Genomic DNA, 17,709 nt, shown 5'->3' with positions numbered 1-17,709 from the left:
GCCGGCCAAGGCCATTGCCGAGGTCCGGGGAAGAGTTTAGAGAAGCGCAAAACGCGGAAAACGAAAGACGTGCACGTGTCCGAACAAGTCGACAAGAAGCCGAACGCCCTCTGGGAAAACATCAAGGTCATCATTCAGGCACTGCTGCTGGCCATGGTCATCCGCACCGTGCTGTTCCAGCCCTTCACCATCCCCTCCGGCTCGATGATGCCGACCCTGCTCGTCGGCGACTACATCTTCGTCAACAAGTTCGCCTACGGCTTCTCGAAATATTCGCTGCCGCTGTCGCCGAACCTGTTTTCCGGCCGCATCCTGGAGTTTTCCGAGCCGAAGCGCGGCGACGTGATCGTCTTCCGCCTGCCGAGCGATCCGGACGTCGACTATATCAAGCGCCTGATCGGCCTGCCGGGTGACCGCGTGCAGATGATCGACGGCGTGCTGCATATCAATGGCAAGGCCGTGCCGAAGCTCGCCGATGGCAGCTTCACCTCCGATTACCGCCTCGATCCCGGCTCGGACGTTCCGGTGTTCCGCGAGACGCTGGACAATGGCAAGACCTATGACACGCTTGACCAGGTACCGAATTCCCGCGGCGACAACACGCGTGAATTCATCGTGCCCGAAGGCCACTACTTCTTCATGGGCGACAACCGCGACAATTCGCTCGATAGCCGCTTCGACGTGGGTTATGTGCCGGCAGAAAACATCGTGGGTCGCGCCAGCGTGATCTTCTTCTCGCTCGGCAACGACACTTCCTTCCGCGAGATCTGGAAGTGGCCCGCCAACATGCGCTGGGACCGGCTGTTCAAGGTGGTCGACTGATGAAGGCCGCAACGCTATCCGCAGACGAGCGCGCCCGGTTGGAAACCGTGATCGGGCATGTCTTCTCGGACAAGCAGTGGCTCGACCGGGCGCTGACCCATGCCAGCACGGGAAGCGCCAAGAACGCCAATTACGAACGCCTGGAATTCCTGGGCGATCGCGTGCTCGGGCTCTGCGTCGCCGAACTTCTGTTCAAGACCTTCCGCAATGCGACGGAAGGTGAGCTTTCGGTCCGGCTGAACCAGTTGGTGAGCGCCGAAAGCTGTGCCGGCATTGCCGACGAACTCGGCATCCACGAGTTCATCCGCACCGGCGCCGACGTGAAGAAACTGACCGGCAAGCGCATGATGAACGTGCGCGCCGACGTGGTGGAAAGCCTGATCGCCGCGCTTTATCTCGATGGAGGGCTGGAGGTTGCGCGTCGCTTCATCCTGCGCCACTGGGAAAAGCGTGCTATACATGCCGATGCGGCCCGCCGGGACGCCAAGACCGAGTTGCAGGAATGGTCGCACGCCCGGTTCGGCACCACGCCGGTCTACCGGGTGGATGACCGTTCCGGCCCCGATCACGACCCGCGCTTCACCGTGACGGTGGAGGTGGAGGGCGTGGCCCCGGAAACCGGCGTTGACCGGTCCAAGCGCGCTGCCGAGCAGGTGGCCGCGACGAAACTGCTTGAACGTGAGGGCGTCTGGCCGAAGCCTGCCGCCAATTGAAGGACCTTTATGACCGAAGACGACAACATGGCCGGCTCGCCTGAAGACGCGGCAATCTCCACGCGATCCGGCTTCGTGGCCCTGATCGGCGCGACCAATGCCGGCAAATCGACGCTGGTGAACCGCCTGGTGGGCGCCAAGGTGTCGATCGTCAGCCACAAGGTGCAGACGACGCGCGCCATCGTGCGCGGCATCGCGATCCACGACAACGCGCAGATCGTGTTCATGGATACGCCCGGCATCTTCAAGCCGCGCCGCAGGCTCGATCGTGCCATGGTCACCTCCGCCTGGGGCGGCGCCAAGGATGCCGACCTGATCATGCTTCTGATCGACAGCGAACGTGGCATTCGCGGCGATGCGGAAGCGATCCTGGAGGGCCTGAAAGAGGTCCACCAGCCGAAGATCCTGGTCTTGAACAAGATCGACCGGGTAAAGCCGGAGGATCTGTTGAAGCTTGCCGCTGCGGCCAACGAGGCCGTGCGGTTCGAGCGTACCTTCATGATTTCGGCGACGACAGGATCCGGCTGCAAGGATCTGCTCGATTATCTGGCCGCCGAACTGCCGGAAGGTCCCTGGTACTACCCGGAGGACCAGATTTCCGACCTGCCGATGCGTCAGCTGGCCGCCGAAATTACCCGTGAAAAACTGTTTCTGCGCCTGCATCAGGAGCTTCCCTATTCCTCCCATGTCGAGACGGAGAAGTGGGAAGAGCGCAAGGATGGCTCCGTGCGCATCGAACAGGTGATCTATGTGGAGCGCGACAGCCAGAAGAAGATCGCGCTCGGCAAGGGCGGCGAGGCGATCAAGGCGATTTCCACCGCCTCACGCAAGGAACTCTCGGAAATCCTCGAACAGCCCGTGCACCTCTTCCTGTTCGTGAAGGTGCGCGAGAACTGGGGCGATGATCCCGAACGGTTCCGCGAAATGGGCCTGGAATTCCCGAAGGGCTGAAGCCCGGCCTTTGTCGGCCGGGCAGCGGCCCGCGCGCTATTTCTGGCGTGCGAGCAGCGCCTTCATTTCCTCGAAGCGGCGGCGATGCTCCGGTTTCTCCTCGCTCGCGGAATAGCAGGTGTCGGATACACAGAAGCGCGTCAGGCCGAATGGGGCGGTGGCCCGTTCGAAGCTGCATTCGATCTGGTCCGTGAAGTCCGTTGCCTCCGGCTTGTCGCGCGTGGAATAGGTCAGTCGGGCGCCGGGCGGGTCCAGTTCCGGGAAGGACTGCACCATCCCGGTCTTCAGCGCGGGTGTCAGCAGGAAGTTCTTGGCCACGGTAATGCAGGCCTGTTCCAGTTCCGGTGACTGGGCGGCGGCGGGGGCCGCGGTGAGGTTCGTGACGGGAACGGTGATAAGGGCGGTGGCGAGGAGGACGTGTCGCATGGCATCTCCGGAATTGATTGTGCGCCCAGCAACCCGCAAGACGTCGCTTCGGTTCCATCGTCGGAGCGGTTGGTAATGGTGTAGAAGCGGCAGGTGAAGGACTTGCACCGGCAGACCGCCCTTCTCGCTGGCCCATGCATCGTTTTTCGCACGTCCGGTACGGGCGTGCCGGCTTCAATGGGCAGACAGGACGACGACCCGCATGCAATGGCAGGATGAAGGCATCATCATCGGGGTGCGGCGTCACGGCGAAACGAGCGTGGTGGCCGAACTGATGACGCGCCAGCGCGGCCGCCATATGGGCATGGTGCGCGGCGGTCGCTCGCGCAGCATGCAACCGCTGCTGCAGGCCGGCAATCGCGTCGATGCCGTCTGGCGCGCCCGCCTTGATGAGCATCTCGGCGATTTCCGGCTGGAGCCCCTGCATCTTCGCGCGGCACGGCTGATGGAAAACGCCACCTCCGTCTACGGCGTGCAGGCCATGGGCGCCCTGCTGCGGCTACTTCCCGAGCGCGATCCGCATCCGCATCTGTTCGAAGCGCTGGACGTGATCCTCGACCATATGGACGATCCGGCCGGCGCCGGCGAACTCTTCGTGCGCTTCGAGCTTGCGGTGCTGAACGATTTGGGCTTCGGGCTCGATCTCACCGCCTGTGCGGCGACCGGCACTTCGGAGGATCTCGTCTATGTCTCGCCGAAAAGCGGGCGGGCGGTCTGCCGCACGGCCGGCGCTCCCTATGCCGACCGTCTGCTGACGCTGCCAGCCTTTCTGGTCGCGCCAAGTTCGCAACGGCTCGACCGCCATGCGCTGGCCTCGGCCTTCCGTCTCAGCGGCTTCTTCCTCCATCGCCATGTCTATGAGCCGCGCGGCATCAGCGAAAATGCCGCACGCGATGGTTTCATCACGGCCGCCCTGAAGGCGCTGGACCGGCTGGAAGCCTCCCGAGATGGCGGGCAGGGGGCGTCGTAGCAGACGTCCTCAGGCTGCGAGGGCGCGCTCGACCGGGCGTTCCCGGATCGGCCAGTGAACGATCGCGGCAAACAGGCCAAGTGCGACACCCAGCCACCAGACCGGACCATAGGTGCCGAAATGGTCATAGAGGTAGCCGCCCAGCCACACGCCGAGAAAAGAGCCGATCTGGTGCGAGAGGAACACCACCCCGCCCAGCATGCCGAGATGGCGCGTGCCGAACATGATCGCGACCAGCGCATTGGTGGGTGGCACGGTGGAGAGCCACAAGAGACCCATCACCACCGCAAAGAGAATGACGGAGGTCGGGGTCTGCGGAAACAGCAGGAAGGCCGTGACGGCGATCGAGCGGCCGACATAGATCAGGGCAAGAAAATAGGGCTTGGAATAGCGCTGGGCGATGACGCCGGCGGCCAGCGAGCCAAGGATGTTGAAGAAGCCGATACAGGCCATGGCGATCACCGCGTAGCGCGCATCGATGCCGATATCGCCGAGATAGGCCGGGAAGTGCGCGGTGATGAAGGCCACCTGGAAGCCGCACACGAAGAAGCCGCTGGTCAGGAGCAGATAGCTTCTGTGGCCGAGCGCTTCGCGCAGCGCCGCGCCCGCGCTCTGCTGGAACTGTCCCTGGGACTGGCTGCCGGAGGAGGCATTGCCGCGCAAGGGAAGGGCCAGCAGCGGCACCGCCAGCATCATGGCGCCCATGATGGTCAGGCTGTCGGACCAGCCATAGAGGGTGATCAGCGCCTGGCTGATCGGCGCAAACAGGAACATGCCGGCCGAACCTGCTGCGGTGCCGATGCCAAACGCCATGGAGCGCTGTTGCGGCGTGACATGCCGCGCAAAGGCCGAGAGCACGACGCTGAACGATCCGGCGCCGACCGCCATGCCAGTCAGAAGGCCACCTCCCACATGCAGCCACAGTGGCGCTGCGGCATGGGCCATCACGAAGAGACCGAACGCATAGAGGAGGCCGGACAGCGCCAGCACGCGACCCGTGCCATGCTTGTCGGCCAGCGCACCGAAGAAAGGCTGGCTGAGACCCCAGAACAGGTTCTGCAGCGCCATGGCAAGTCCGAATGTCGAGCGGTCCCAGCCGGTATCCATCAGCATCGGCAGCTGGAAGAACCCCATGGCCGAGCGCGGCCCGAAGACCAGCAGCACGATCATGGAGCCGCTGGCAATGATCAGCCACGGCATGGGTGGTGCGGTCTTCGCGGACATGATGGCCTCCCTCGTCTGTTCGAACGAGAATAAACCAGCACTTTCGCAAGCCAAGCGTGTTTTGCTGTTCTATCGATGAGGGAAATTGATGAATGTTTATTCTAATGCCCGCGACGGAGCCGTTCGTCTCCGCCGCGTTCACTCAAGAGCGGGTGAGCGCTATCGGAACAGCGACAGGATGTTCTGTTGTGAATTGTTGGCGATGGAGAGTGCCTGGGTGGCCAACTGCTGCTGGGTGGTCAGCGCCTTGAGCCGGGTCGCCTCCTCGTCCATGTCGGCATCGACAAGCGTGCTGATGCCGCCCTTCATCCAGTCGCGCAGTTTCGACACGTAATCGAGCTGCAGGTCGACGCGTGACTGCACCGAACCGATATTGGCGCCGGCATCGGCCATCATCTGCAGCATGTCGTCCACGACCGAAATCATGTCGTCCAGCTGGCTGTCGGTGGTGTTCTTGCCAATGCCGATTTCAATCGCCGAGGCGCTGGTGTTGCTCTGATTGGCGATCAGCACATAATTGTTTGCGGCGCCCACATTGGTGGCGAACTGCGTGCTGGTGAAGATGCCGGCGCCGCCATTGGTGCTGGTTGAGCGGTTGTCGACCAGCGCCGTCACCGTGCCGTCGCTGGAGACGAGGTCGAGGGTGATCGTTTCCATGAAGACGCTGCGATCGATGTTGCGGTAGAAAGAGGCGGCCACCTTGGCCGTTGTATCGCTGCCGTCGCTGATCTTCAGCCAGTTGACGCCGTTGAAGCTCGCAGCATCGGTGATGGAGACGAGCTGCTGCTTCAGCTGCGTGATTTCCTTGTTCACCTTCTCCTTGTCGACGCCCGGCTGGCGCGCGGCGATCAGCTTGGACTTTATCTCGTCCACCACGTCGATCGAGGAATCGAGACCGGCATAGGCGGTGTCGGCGGTGGCCGCTCCAAGATTCATGGCATCCTGCACGGCAGAGAGTGCCTTGTCGTCGGATCGCATCGTCGTTGCGATCGACCAGTAGGCGGCATTCTGCGAGGACTGTCCCACCCGCAACCCGCTCGCCATGCGCTCCTGGGTCACTTCCAGATGCGTGGTGACCTCGCGCAGGGTCTTCAGGGCCACCATGGCGCCTGTGTTCGTGATGATACTCGTCATACCAAAACTCTACTGTACAAACACTCGAACGGATGCGGCGTTGCGGAAGGTAAGCGTATGGTTAATGTTTCCATAACGCCGCTATGACGTTATTGATACATAAGTAACCTTAATGGTCACTTAAGTGGGCTCCGCAAGTTTTACGTATTTCCGATAGGGGTCTGCACTCGCCGACGGGCGCCGGCAACCGGAGCAGGGGGTGTCAGGCCTGACCGTTTGTCGCCCGTGCGCGGGCAAGGCGGCTTTCGCGCCAGATGGTGAAGAAGCCGGCGCCGATGACGAGAAGGGCTCCCAGCAGCATGTTGGGGGTCAGCACCTCGCCATAGATCAGAACGCCGAGCATGCAGACGAGAACCACCTGGACATAGCCGATCTGCTGCACGGTCACGGCATCGACAAGGTCATAGGCACGGATGAGAAGGTAGTGCCCGCTCATGCCGGTGCAGCAAAGCGCGGCCATCCAGATCCAGTCCACCGGCGCCATGCTCGTCCAGTAAAAGGGACCGATGAGGGTGATTGCCACGGCGCCGGCAATGCCGGTGTAGAAGAAGCTGGTGGTGGAGGAATCCACCCGGCCGGCAAGGCGTGTCGTGATAGCGTAAAGAGCGAAGATCGAGGATCCGGCAATCGGCAGCAGCAGTTCCAGCTTCAGCGAGGCCGTCGTCGGGTTGATGATCATCAGCACGCCGAACAGGCCGACGCAGATCGCCGTCCAGCGTCGCCAGCCCACCTTTTCGCCGAGCAGCGGCACGGACATGGCCGCAACGAACAGCGGCGTGGCGGCAAAGATTGACTGGGTGTGTGACAGGCCGACCAGCGCGAAGGAATAGACGGCAACGACGATCTGGATCACGAGGATCACGCCGCGAAAGATCTGCAGCAGCGGCTGGCTGGTGCGCGCTGCCCCGAGAATGCCACCGCTGCTCCTTGCCGTCAGCGCCAGCACGAACAGGGCAAAGGCCCAGAAGCGGATCATCGTCACGAAGATCGGCGGATAGAGCGTGCCGAGATGCTTCGAGATCACGTCCTGCCCGGCAAAGATGGTGACGGCCGACAGGGCAAAGACGAGGCCGCGGGTTTTTCCGGCGCTTTTTCCGGTCATGGACATCTCGGACAGGCTGCTCCGCCGGCAGAAGGGCGGTCAAGGAAAGGAAAAGCGTCCCGCAGGGCAAACGGCTGCGAGGCGCCCGATATCAGCGGCGCTTGATCGACCAGGGGGCCCGCTCGCCCAGCACGCGGACGGGATCTCCGAGCGTCAGCGTGCCGGCGCCGACCGGCACGGCATTCCAGCCGAACAGGGGGCCGGGGACGCGCCGGTCCGCCGACATGCGGATGCGCCCCATGGCCGGCATCGGATTGGCGCCCTCGCGCGAGCCGGTCTGCTGGTCCTGCGTCGTCATGATGCAGCGGGCACAGGGTTTCACCAGACGAAGCTCGACATCGCCGACCATGATCGCCGTCCAGCCATCCTCGGCCCAGGCCACGTCATGCTCCAGCACGATGTTGGGCCGGAAGCGGTCCATGCCGACGGGTGCTTCGCCATGGGCTGCCATATCCGCATTCAGCGCCGCCAGCGAGCCGGTGGTGGTGACCAGAACCTGATAGCCGTCGCCAAAGGCAACGGGCGAATCGGGGCCGGCCCATTCGGCACTCGCCATCCGACGCGCCTGCGCATCGAAATGCACGAGACGCACGGGGCGGCCGAGCCAGTCGGAGAGGGCGGCATTGGCCGCATCCTCCGCCACGGCGGCCCTGACGGTGGATTTCCAGATCACCACATCGCTGCGGCGCTGCGGATCGGGGACGCTGACCACGAGGTCTTGCCCGTCCATAACAAGCAACAGGCCGTCATCGGTCGGCAGCACGGAAAGGCGAGCCAGCGCCGGCAGTTCGCGCTGGGTGATGAACTGCCCCTCCGGATCGGTCAGCATCCAGCGCCGGTCGCCGGCAAGGCCCATGGCATCGATCGGGCTTTCGGCCAGCGCAATGCCGCGCGCGCTTTTCATCGGATAGATGGAGAGGGCCGCAAGGCGCATGAAAATACCTCAGAGTTCGTCGAAGAAGAGATCGCGAAAATCGCTCAGCCGCTGGTGACGGTCTCCCGCCAGCCGCCGGCCCGTCGCCGTCTGGAAACCGTCGGCAAGCTTCAGCAGCTTCAGGGCAAAGTGATCGATGGCATAGGCCCTGTCGTCAAGGTCACGGGCATGGCCTTGCGGATCGCCGAGGTGATAAAGTTTCGACCCCATGCGGGCGGCGGTGTAGAAGGTGCGGGCAATGCCGATCGCCCCAAGCGAATCCAGCCGGTCGGCATCCTGCAGGATCTTCGCCTCCAGCGTCTGCGGTTGAAGATTGGCGGAAAAGCTGTGGGTCAGGATGGCATGCGCCACCGCCTCCACCTTGGCCGCGTCCCAGCCGAGTGTCGTCAGCAGGCCGGCGGCCTTGTCCGCGGCAAGGCGGGAGGAGTGGGCCCGGTCCGGATGGTTCTTCGGCAGCGAGACGCAGTCATGCAGCAGCACGGCGGCGGCCAGCACTTCGGCATCGCCGCCTTCCTCGGAAGCGATCTTCTGCGCATTGTGGAAGACGCGCAAGAGATGGGCAATGTCGTGGGCGCCGTCATCGCCCTCGACAGCATGCGGCAGAAGCGTTTCGGCAAGCGCCGCGAAGGGGGCGAAGGCGGCGCTCAAGGGGGCGTCGGTCACGATGGGTCTCCGGCAGGCGGGGCGGGTTGTCCCCCGGGGGAACGCGCGAGAATGCGCTGGTAGAACAGGCCGATTCCGATCAGCACGGCGCCGAGCCCGATGAAGGAGAGGGCGCGCAGAATGCCTTCCAGGTTTGCCATATCGATCAGGAACACCTTGCAGACCGCCATCAGCACCAGTCCCGCCGAGGCGAGACGCAGCCTGCGTGCATCGAGTCGGGAGCCGAGCGCAAGCAGGCCGACGCCGATGATCAGCCAGACCACGGAATAGGTGTAGGTTTCGCCGGCGGTGAAGCCTTTCCACAGGCCCATATGCTGGCCCTGCCAGAACCAGCGTACCGACAGTGTCGCCCATGCAAAGCCGAGCACGGCTCCCGTCAGAGCCAGCAGGGTGACGTAAGCGTGCGGCCGCTTGCCCCGTGCATGGAGTGCAAGGCCGGCATAGGCGGCCGCCGGCAGCAGGTAGCCTGGCAGCAGCAGGTTGACCACCGGCCATGTGCCCGCATCCTCGTTGGTGAGGGCCGGGTTGAGGGCGACGAGATGGACAAACAGGGCGTTCAGCGCCGCCAGCACGCCCGCCAGCATGCTGCCATAGCGGAAGCTGCGGCTGGGGCTCCTCAGGTCCAGCGTCATCAGGATGCCGGAAAGGCCGATCAGGAGCAGGGTGTAGAGCGACTGTTCGCCAAGCGTGGGTACCCGCGCATCAAGCGTGCCGCCGGTCATGGCATGGCGGACCAGAATGGATGCCGTCAGCAGGCTGGCGAGGGCCGCCAGCCCCTGCACGGCATTCAGCGCGCGCCGGCCCGGCCAGTGGCGAAGCCACCAGGCCGAGGCCGCCAGAAGGGCGGCGGGAATACCGTAGCCGGCGAGCAGCGCATTGAAGACGGGCGTCGTGCCGAGCCGGTCGGGGCCGACCACGGTCGGCTCCCAGGCGATCCGGGCGCCGATCACCACGGCGGCTGCCACCATGGCCCAGGGCAGACCGCGCCAGGGGCGATGACGGGTGAGGAGCACGAAGAGGAATCCGAGTCCTGCCACCGACAGCGTGGTGGTGAGCCCGCGGGTCAGGGCATGCAGCGCGAAGGTCAGCGCGGCAAAGGCACCGAGCACCAGCAGATCGCGCGCTAGCGGCGGTCGCGCCATCATGCGGGATGTCCGCTCGGCGGACCAGAGCAGCGCCGCACTGATTGCCAGCCCGTAAAGGCCGTAGAGCCCGTCGCCGCCCAGCCGGCCATGCGTGAAGAAGGTGATGGTGGCCAGAGTCACCGGCACGGCGGCGGCAAGCAGCGCCCAGAGGGCCGCAAGATCCGGATCCCGCTCGCCCTGCCGTCGGATGAAGAGGACGCCGCACAACGTGAAGATGGCGCCAAGGACGAGCGCTCCGGCCACCGTCGGCCCGATCGCGGCGAAAAGGGGTGTCGGGACGCCGAGTTGCGGGAGCGGGATTGTGGCCGCATCGGTCAGCGCGACGAGGCCTGTGCCGGTCACCGCAATCAGAGCCGCAAACAGGGCGGGCAGGGCACCCGCCCGGCGGCCCGCACCCAGCCCGGCCAGCGCGCCGGCCACCGCCACCAGCATCAGAACCGGATGCGCGGTCGAGGGGCCGGTGCTGCCCGTCAGTGTCAGCAGGCCGAGGAACACCGACAGGCCGGCCGAGAGCAGGATGCCGGCTGGCGGACGGGCAAGCAGGCGCCCGACGCGTCGCCAGGGATCGCGTGTGCCCTCGCCCTCGGCTGCATCGGTGTCGAGCAGGCGTCCCGGCCACAGAAAAGCGGTGCCGGCGACCAGCACCAGCAGCGCAAGGCCCGGCGGTACGGGGTCAAGCACATCCGTATTCAGCACATAGGCGATCACCCAGCCGGTGAGGCCGAGATTGGAAAGAATCGGCAGCCGGTGCCAGCGACGCAACCGCGCCGCCCCGGTCGACGCCAGCCAGACGAGGGCCAGAAAGCCGAAAAGGAAATCGATATGGGGCGCCTCGGAGGAGACGAGCGCCGGGGTGGCTAGCGATGCGGCAAGCCCGAGGCCGGCCAGCCCCTGTCCATGCAGCAGCGACAGCGCAAGCGTGCCGAGCGAGACGAGCGCCAGCAGCGCAAAGGCCGTGGTTTCCCCGATGAAGCCATAGAGACCATAGGCGGTGTAGACGGTGGCGATCAGTGTCACACAGCCCGCAGCGGTGAGCGCGCCGGGGATCATCGCATCGTTGCGCCTGCGGGTGGCGTCCGCTGCCGTTGCCGAGGCGGGCGCAATGTGCGGCAGCACGCGGCGGCGCAGCACCTCGCCGGCGAGGCCAAGACCAAGGCCGAACAGGCTTGCCAGAACAAGCCGGGCACCGGGGCCGAGCAGCCCGGCATCGATCGAATAGCGCACCAGGAAGATGCCGCCGAGCGCCAGTGCCAGCCCGCCGACCCAGACGCTCCATCGTGCGCCGAAGCGACTTTCGAAAGTTTCCCGCGCGGCGACGGGGGTAGGTTCTTCGCCTTCCGCTTCATCCGGTTCGCTATGTGCGGCCCGTGCCGCCTCCTCGACAGGAGGCGTAGCCTCCGCAGGGTCGTCGGTCTCGGTTTCGGTCTCCGCTGCCGCCTCTTTCGTCTCCGATGCCGTCTGCGGCGCAGGGGTGCCCGCCTCGGCGAGCTGGCGGGTCAGGACATCGATCCTCTGTTCCAGCAGGCGGACTCGGCCAGAGAGGCGTTGGTGCGCAATCAGCAGCACCACAGGAAGCAGCAGGAGAAAGAGTTCGATCATCGCGCACCCGACAGTGTGAAACACGCCCGTTATATTGGCTAGCATTCCGCAATGGAAAGATCGTGGTGCAGACGGGTTTGACCGGATGGTCAAAGATTTGGCATGCGGCGACCAATTTGCGCGCACAGGGATATTTTTTGAGCAATAAATGTAAATGTCTATATTGTGTGCAATTTTGGCTTGCATCGCCGCGGCGGATTGGTTTTGATGAGCCCTGTCTTATAAAATCCAGGGGGAAACCAAGACATGTTCACGCGCCGCCTTTTCACCCGGTTGACCGCCGCTGCCATCCTCTCGCTGTCGGCGGGCCTTGCCCAGCCGGTGCTCGCCGATACGCCGGTCAAGCTGACGCTCGACTGGAAGTTCGAGGGGCCGGCCGCCGGCTTCCTGCTCGCGCTCGACAAGGGTTACTTCAAGGCCGAGGGCCTCGACGTGACGATCGATACCGGCAATGGCTCGGTGGAGGCCATTCCGCGCGTGGCGACCGGCGCCTACCAGATGGGGTTTGGCGACATCAATTCGCTGATCAAGTTCCTGGATGAGGATCCGAGCCAGAAGGTGAAGGCGATCATGATGGTATACGAGCGACCGACCTTCGCGGTTGTCGGCCGCAAGTCGCTCGGCATCACCACGGATCCGAAGTCGCTCGAGGGCAAGAAGCTCGGCGCGCCGCCGCCGGATGGCGCCTTTGCCCAGTGGAAGGCTTTCAAGCAGGTCGCGAAGATCGATGACAGCAAGATCAAGATCGAATCCATCGGCTTTCCCGTGCGTGAGCCGATGCTTGCCAAGGGTGATGTCGATGCCGTCTTCGGCTTTGCCTTCTCCGTCATTCTGAACCTGAAGAAACAGGGCATCAAGGACGAGGACATCGCGACCATCCTGATGGCCGAGCATGGCCTGAACCTCTATGGCAATGCCGTACTGGTGAACACGGATTTCGCAGCCAAGAACCCCGCTGCGGTCAAGGGCTTCGTGAAAGCGCTGGCCAAGGGCTTTGCCGATGCCGTCGCCAAGCCGGAAGAGGGCGTTGCCGCTGTGCTCAAGCGCAACGAGACGCTGGACAGTGCCATCGAACTCGAGCGCCTGAAGATGGCGAACGCCATGAACATCAAGACGCCCTATGTGGTGGAAAACGGCTTCGGCGGCGTCGACATGGCCCGTCTCGGCGCGTCCATCGACACGCTGAAGATCTCCATGGGGCTGAAGGGCGCCGTGAAGGCCGAGCAGGTGTTTGATGCCGGCTATCTGCCGCCGAAGTCCGAGCGGATGCTGCCTTAACGGTGAACCTCTCCCCCGGATGGGCTGAACCTGCGGTGCGACTGCGTGAGGCCGCGCCGTGTCACCCCTTCTCCCCGTGGGGAGAAGGGGCCCGAAGGGCGGATGAGGGGGCCACCTCGACGCTGCGCCGCGCCGCCCCCTCATCGTCTCGCATGCGCACGGCTTTTCCCCCGCAGGGAAAAGGGAAAGCCGCCGTTGAAGGAGAGTTTGCAGTGTCCCACCTCGTTTCCATCGATAATGTCGACATGCGTTATGGCGGCGCTTCCGGCACACTCGCGGTGTCGGGGCTGACCATGCGCGTCGACAAGGGGGAGTTCGCGGCCGTTGTCGGGCCGTCCGGTTGCGGCAAGTCCACGCTGATGAAGCTGGTCACCGGCCTGCACATTCCGCAGACGGGCGTGGTGATCGTCGGCGGCCAGCAGGTGACGAAGCCGGTCTCCATCGTCGGCATGGCCTTCCAGAACCCCACCATGCTGCCCTGGCGCACGACGCTTGAAAACATCCTGCTGCCGCTCGAAATCGTCGAAAAGCACCGCCACCGCCTGCGGGCGCACAAGCGCGAATATGTGGAGAAGGCGGAGCAGTTGCTGGAGATCGTCGGCCTTCGCGGCTTCGGCTCGAAATTCCCCTGGCAGCTCTCCGGTGGCATGCAGCAGCGCGCCAATCTCTGCCGGGCCCTGATCCACGAGCCTGAACTTCTGATGCTGGACGAGCCGTTCGGCGCGCTCGATGCCTTCACCCGCGAGGAGCTGTGGTGCGTGATCCGCGACCTGCACGCCGCCCAAGGGGTCACCATCATTCTCGTCACGCATGACCTGCGCGAGGCGGTGTTCCTCGCCGACACGATCTTTGTCATGAGCGCAAGACCCGGCCGCATTCTGAAGGAGCATCGGGTGCCCTTCGAACGGCCGCGCGATCTCGACGTCATGTATCAATCGGCGTTCAACGACATGGTGCACGCGTTGCACGGCGAAATCGCCAAGGCGAGGGTGGTGGCATGAGCGCGATGACCGACACGGCGACACAGGCGAAAGCCGCGGCCAAACCTCTGATGGCCCGGATCAACTGGGTGAAGGCCGCGCCCTGGCTCTATACGCTGGCGCTGTTTGCGCTGTGGGAACTGCTGGTGATGGCGCTCGACATGCCGCCGACCATCCTGCCGGCGCCGAGCAACGTGTTCGCGGCGATTGCCAAATACTGGTCGCCGATCTGGAAGAATTCGCTGCAGACGCTCTATACCACCACCATGGGCTTTGCGATCGCGGTGGTGGCGGGCCTTGCGATCGGCCTCTTCATCGGCTGGTCGAAGACGATCTATGCCGGCCTCTATCCTCTGATGATCGGCTTCAATGCCATCCCAAAGGTGGCGCTGGTGCCGATCCTCGTCATCTGGTTCGGCATTGGCACGGTGCCGGCGGTGCTGACGGCCTTCCTGATCTCTTTCTTCCCGATCGTCGTCAATGTTGCGACCGGGCTTGCCACCATCGAGCCGGAAACCGAGGATGTGTTGCGGGCGCTGGGGGCGAAGAAAATGGATATCATGCTGAAGGTCGGCATTCCCCGCTCCATGCCCTATTTCTTCGGCTCGCTGAAGGTGGCAATCACGCTTGCCTTCGTCGGCTCCGTGGTGTCGGAAACCGTCGCCTCGAACTATGGCCTCGGCAACATGATGAGTTCGGCGCAGAGCCAGTTCAACGTGCCGCTCGTCTTTGCCGGCCTGCTGATGCTGGCGGTGGAAGGCATTGCCATGTACGCCCTGATGGCCTGGATCGAGCGGCGCATGACGGGCTGGGCGCATCGCTCCACGATGGCGCAGTAAAGCCCTCAGGCAAGCGGCAGAACGAAGCTTGCCCGCCCATCCGTCTCGGCGCCGCGGCCGATCGCCTTGATGGCGGCGATCAGCCGGCCCTTGCGGTTCAGCGCCCGGTCGCCGAATTCGATCAGCCGTGTGTTCGGTGTCGCGTGCGGCGCGACCTGCCGCAGACGCTGTGCAAGGGCCTCGTCGTCCTGATCGGGATCAAGCGCCAGCGCCGCGATCACGGCTGCTGCGGGGGAGCGGGACACGCCCATCCAGCAATGGATCAGCAGCGGCGCGCTGCGGTCCCAGCTTCTGGCAAAATCGATGAGGCGGGCTACATGCTCCTCACCGGGCGCTACCAGATTGCCGGTGCCGGCAAAGGCGATGTCGTTCATCCGCAGCATCAGGTGCCGGTCGGCGCGGATCACGCCGGGGCGATGGAAATCCTGGCCTTCGGCCATCAGGCTCACCATCTCGCAGGCGCGGTGGCGCACGGCCAGCTCGGCGATCTTCTCCAGCGGGCAGACGATGATGGCCGTCATGTCGGGGCGCTTTCCTGCCGGGCGCGGTCCAGCGCGTGGAAGCGGTCGAGAAACAGCCGCTGCGCCTCGATGGCCGCCATCGGCGCCATCGGCAGCATGTCGCGGGTGATACCGCGCGGCAGGCCGAAGAATTTCCTGGCTTCCTCATGCGAGAAGCCGGCAAGCTCCGTCGCCTCGAAATAGGCGGCCACCGTATCGGCCTTCTTGATGCGCGTCTTCAACTCGCGCGAGGGGTGGGGCGGCAGCCCGAAGCGCAGATGCACCGCCGCCTCCAGCCGCTTCTCCACCGCCTTGTAGCCGCCGCCGACCACCGCCTTGAACGGAGAAATCATGTCGCCAATCACATATTCCGGCGCGTCGTGCAGCAGGGTCATGGCGCAATCCGTCGCCGAGGCGGAGGGATGGGTCAGCCGGAAAATCTCTTCAACGACGAGGCAGTGCTGCGCCACCGAAAATGCGTGGTCGCCGCGCGTCTGGCCGTTCCAGCGGGCAACGCGCGCGAGCCCGTGGGCGATATCGGTGATTTCCACGTCAAGCGGCGAGGGATCGAGAAGGTCGAGGCGTCGGCCGGACAGCATGCGCTGCCAGGCGCGGGCGGAAACGAGGGTGCTCACGCCTCGGCCTCGCCGGCTCCCGTCGGGAAGGACAGGCCCGTCCAGGCCGGCAGGGTCAGCGTCACCGGGCTGTCCGCCGCCACAAGCGGTGTGCCGCTGGCCATGGCATCGCCCACCCGGTCGGTGCGAACGATGGCAAGGCCCCGGTTGCCGATCACGGTGCCGAGCGTGCCGACCGGTTTGCCGCCGGCCGAAATCTCCGCGCCGGAGGCGGGCAGGGCGGTGTCGGCCGACACCTGCACCACGCGTCGGCGCGCCGTGCCGCGGTGCTGCATGCGCGAGACAACCTCCTGGCCGATATAGCAGCCCTTGCGGAAGGAGAGGCCGCCATCGAGATCGAGCAGCACATCATGCGGAAAGGCGTCCTGGAGGGGAAAATCCCGGCCGCCGACGGCAAGGCCCGCCTCGATGCGCAGCGCATCATAGGCATCCTCGTCGCCGCTTGAGGCACCCGTTTCCATGCCCGGCCGGCGCTTCAGCCGAATGCCCGCCTTCAGGAAGGCGCCGTCGGGCACGCCGGAGGCCGTTTCCGCCTCGTCGCCCCAGGTCACGGTGACGCCTGTTTCACCCTCCGCCAGCGTCACGGCGGCGCGCAATTTGTAGAGCGTCAGCCGCTTGATCAGTCCCGGCCGCTGTTCGCCATCGCATTCCAGCAGGAAACCGTCACCCTCGCGCCAGATCAAAAAGTCGAAGAGGATCTTGCCCTGCGGCGTCAGCAGCGCGCCCGGCCGCGCTTCGCCGGTCGGCAGCCCCTCGACGTCTGTGGTGATGATCCCGTGCAGGAAGGATTGCGCGTCGGCACCCTCGATTCTGATCAGGCTGCGGTTCCGAAGGAGGGCATGGGTCATGGTCGTCTGTCCGGTCAGGGCAATGCCCGTCAGGCGACCTTTTGGCCTGTCAGACGGACTTGCATCAAAACAAGGAACTAGCACATTTCAGAGGATTCTGGCGCCCGAAGGTGCTGTTGGCCAAGACATAGGCGCATGGCCCATGCAGTGCAAGCGTGAGAAAGGGGCGCAATCGGCCGAAGGGCAGGGATCAATCCCCGCCGCTGAACATCTTCCACTTTCCGTCCGGGCTGATGCCGAGCCGGTAGAAATTGTAGTTGTTATTCTCTTCCATGGCGATCAGGTCGCCGGCGGTGATGATGCGCAGCAGTTCGACCCGCTCTGACGCAGACAGAGTATCAAGCGGCTTGCCGACGAAATAGGGCCAGACATAGATCTCATCCGGTGTGCCGGCATTCAGCCGCGCGGCTCCCGTCTGCAACAGGTCGAGCATGATGGCGAGGATTTCGAGGCCCTCCTGATCGCCCGACAGGCTTTTCAGGGCGTCGAGCGTATCGTCGCCGGCGGCACCCAACTGGCGCATCTGGTCGCCGTCGAAATTCAGCAGGGGGCGCAGCCGCTCGAAGTCGCCGGAGCTTGCAGCATCGATGATTGCCTGTCGCGTGGCGCGGACCGGCTCGGGCAGCGCATTCAGGTCACGGATGATCTCGACCGAGGTCGGAGGGCTTGCTTCGGCATCCGGCTTGTTGCCGGGCACGGCTGGCTTTTCCGTCGTATCCTGGCCGAACATCGGCGCGGGCTTGGCAGTGCCGCTCGCATCCGGCGCGGCCTGGCCCGATGTCGCCGTACCTGCAGCCTCAGGCGTCGCGGATGCACCGCTCAGCGCCCAGGCACTCTGGCCATAGAGGGTGGTGGAAAACACAAGGCAGGCGGCGGCCAGTAGCCGCACAAAGGAGCGGTGGCGCATTGCAGTCGCCGCGACGGTCAGCATGAATGGCCCCGGATC

18 protein-coding genes are annotated in these 17,709 nt (G+C 64.6%); 7 read left to right on the top strand and 11 right to left on the bottom strand.

What is annotated here, in order from left to right:
- Nucleotides 1-75 precede the first annotated feature (75 nt).
- The 3 genes from lepB to era are packed head-to-tail and all read left to right on the top strand — an operon-like array spanning nucleotide 76 to nucleotide 2,486.
- Nucleotides 76-822, top strand: coding sequence for a signal peptidase I (gene lepB / locus F3H95_RS01400; protein ID WP_143125286.1), 747 nt, complete (start codon nucleotides 76-78; stop codon nucleotides 820-822).
- Nucleotides 819-1,535, top strand: coding sequence for a ribonuclease III (gene rnc, locus F3H95_RS01395; RefSeq protein ID WP_143125307.1), 717 nt, complete (start codon nucleotides 819-821; stop codon nucleotides 1,533-1,535). Before lepB ends, rnc begins: the two co-directional genes overlap by 4 nt.
- A gap of 9 nt (nucleotides 1,536-1,544) precedes the next feature.
- Complete coding sequence (gene era, locus F3H95_RS01390) at nucleotides 1,545-2,486, top strand: GTPase Era (protein WP_143125287.1); 942 nt, start codon at nucleotides 1,545-1,547, stop codon at nucleotides 2,484-2,486.
- Nucleotides 2,487-2,522: 36 nt separating this feature from the next.
- Here era and F3H95_RS01385 read toward each other — a convergent pair whose 3' ends face one another.
- Nucleotides 2,523-2,912: a hypothetical protein gene (locus F3H95_RS01385; RefSeq protein ID WP_149744673.1), complete on the bottom strand. Its 390-nt coding sequence runs from the start codon at nucleotides 2,910-2,912 to the stop codon at nucleotides 2,523-2,525.
- 202 nt (nucleotides 2,913-3,114) lie between these two features.
- Between F3H95_RS01385 and recO the strand changes: the two genes are divergently transcribed.
- Nucleotides 3,115-3,882 carry a DNA repair protein RecO gene (gene recO, locus F3H95_RS01380; protein ID WP_143125289.1) on the top strand — a complete coding sequence of 256 codons (768 nt, stop codon included), beginning with the start codon at nucleotides 3,115-3,117 and terminating at the stop codon, nucleotides 3,880-3,882.
- Between the two features lie 9 nt (nucleotides 3,883-3,891).
- Here the strand turns inward: recO and F3H95_RS01375 are convergent, their stop codons facing one another.
- The 6 genes from F3H95_RS01375 to F3H95_RS01350 form a co-directional block, all read right to left on the bottom strand.
- Nucleotides 3,892-5,106 (bottom strand): MFS transporter, encoded by a 1,215-nt coding sequence (locus F3H95_RS01375; protein ID WP_149744672.1) that lies wholly within the window; start codon nucleotides 5,104-5,106, stop codon nucleotides 3,892-3,894.
- A 159-nt stretch (nucleotides 5,107-5,265) separates the two neighbouring features.
- Nucleotides 5,266-6,240: a flagellin gene (locus F3H95_RS01370; RefSeq protein ID WP_149744671.1), complete on the bottom strand. Its 975-nt coding sequence runs from the start codon at nucleotides 6,238-6,240 to the stop codon at nucleotides 5,266-5,268.
- Nucleotides 6,241-6,442: 202 nt separating this feature from the next.
- A complete protein-coding gene (locus F3H95_RS01365) occupies nucleotides 6,443-7,342 on the bottom strand; it encodes a DMT family transporter (protein WP_149744670.1) in 900 nt (299 codons plus the stop codon).
- Between the two features lie 91 nt (nucleotides 7,343-7,433).
- Nucleotides 7,434-8,276, bottom strand: coding sequence for an MOSC domain-containing protein (locus F3H95_RS01360; RefSeq protein ID WP_149744669.1), 843 nt, complete (start codon nucleotides 8,274-8,276; stop codon nucleotides 7,434-7,436).
- A gap of 9 nt (nucleotides 8,277-8,285) precedes the next feature.
- Complete coding sequence (locus tag F3H95_RS01355; protein WP_244617842.1) at nucleotides 8,286-8,939, bottom strand: HD domain-containing protein; 654 nt, start codon at nucleotides 8,937-8,939, stop codon at nucleotides 8,286-8,288.
- Nucleotides 8,936-11,683, bottom strand: coding sequence for a DUF2339 domain-containing protein (locus F3H95_RS01350; protein ID WP_149744668.1), 2,748 nt, complete (start codon nucleotides 11,681-11,683; stop codon nucleotides 8,936-8,938). The genes F3H95_RS01355 and F3H95_RS01350 overlap by 4 nt, the downstream gene beginning before the upstream one ends.
- Nucleotides 11,684-11,929: 246 nt before the next feature.
- Here F3H95_RS01350 and F3H95_RS01345 point away from each other — a divergent pair, with 246 nt between their 5' ends.
- From F3H95_RS01345 to F3H95_RS01335, 3 genes are all read left to right on the top strand, one after another.
- Nucleotides 11,930-12,961, top strand: a complete 1,032-nt coding sequence (locus F3H95_RS01345; protein WP_143125295.1) for an ABC transporter substrate-binding protein — start codon at nucleotides 11,930-11,932, stop codon at nucleotides 12,959-12,961.
- Nucleotides 12,962-13,173: 212 nt separating this feature from the next.
- Nucleotides 13,174-13,962 carry an ABC transporter ATP-binding protein gene (locus tag F3H95_RS01340; protein ID WP_188134258.1) on the top strand — a complete coding sequence of 263 codons (789 nt, stop codon included), beginning with the start codon at nucleotides 13,174-13,176 and terminating at the stop codon, nucleotides 13,960-13,962.
- A complete protein-coding gene (locus F3H95_RS01335) occupies nucleotides 13,959-14,780 on the top strand; it encodes an ABC transporter permease (RefSeq protein ID WP_143125296.1) in 822 nt (273 codons plus the stop codon). The genes F3H95_RS01340 and F3H95_RS01335 overlap by 4 nt, the downstream gene beginning before the upstream one ends.
- 5 nt (nucleotides 14,781-14,785) lie before the next feature.
- Here the strand turns inward: F3H95_RS01335 and F3H95_RS01330 are convergent, their stop codons facing one another.
- The 4 genes from F3H95_RS01330 to F3H95_RS01315 all read right to left on the bottom strand — a co-directional run bounded on the left by F3H95_RS01330 (nucleotide 14,786) and on the right by F3H95_RS01315 (nucleotide 17,694).
- Nucleotides 14,786-15,301, bottom strand: a complete 516-nt coding sequence (locus F3H95_RS01330) for a tyrosine phosphatase family protein (RefSeq protein ID WP_149744667.1) — start codon at nucleotides 15,299-15,301, stop codon at nucleotides 14,786-14,788.
- Nucleotides 15,298-15,879 (bottom strand): HD family hydrolase, encoded by a 582-nt coding sequence (locus tag F3H95_RS01325; RefSeq protein ID WP_143125310.1) that lies wholly within the window; start codon nucleotides 15,877-15,879, stop codon nucleotides 15,298-15,300. Before F3H95_RS01325 ends, F3H95_RS01330 begins: the two co-directional genes overlap by 4 nt.
- 32 nt (nucleotides 15,880-15,911) lie before the next feature.
- Nucleotides 15,912-16,763, bottom strand: a complete 852-nt coding sequence (locus tag F3H95_RS01320; RefSeq protein WP_143125298.1) for a folate-binding protein YgfZ — start codon at nucleotides 16,761-16,763, stop codon at nucleotides 15,912-15,914.
- Nucleotides 16,764-16,953: 190 nt separating this feature from the next.
- The gene (locus tag F3H95_RS01315) at nucleotides 16,954-17,694 is read right to left on the bottom strand and encodes a hypothetical protein (protein WP_149744666.1); all 741 of its coding nucleotides are present in this window, start codon (nucleotides 17,692-17,694) and stop codon (nucleotides 16,954-16,956) included.
- Nucleotides 17,695-17,709: the final 15 nt, after the last annotated feature.

Source organism: Rhizobium sp. RU35A (assembly GCF_900156005.1).
Classification (GTDB): Bacteria; Pseudomonadota; Alphaproteobacteria; order Rhizobiales; family Rhizobiaceae; genus Neorhizobium; species Neorhizobium straminoryzae.
This window is presented reverse-complemented; position numbering and strand designations above follow the sequence as displayed.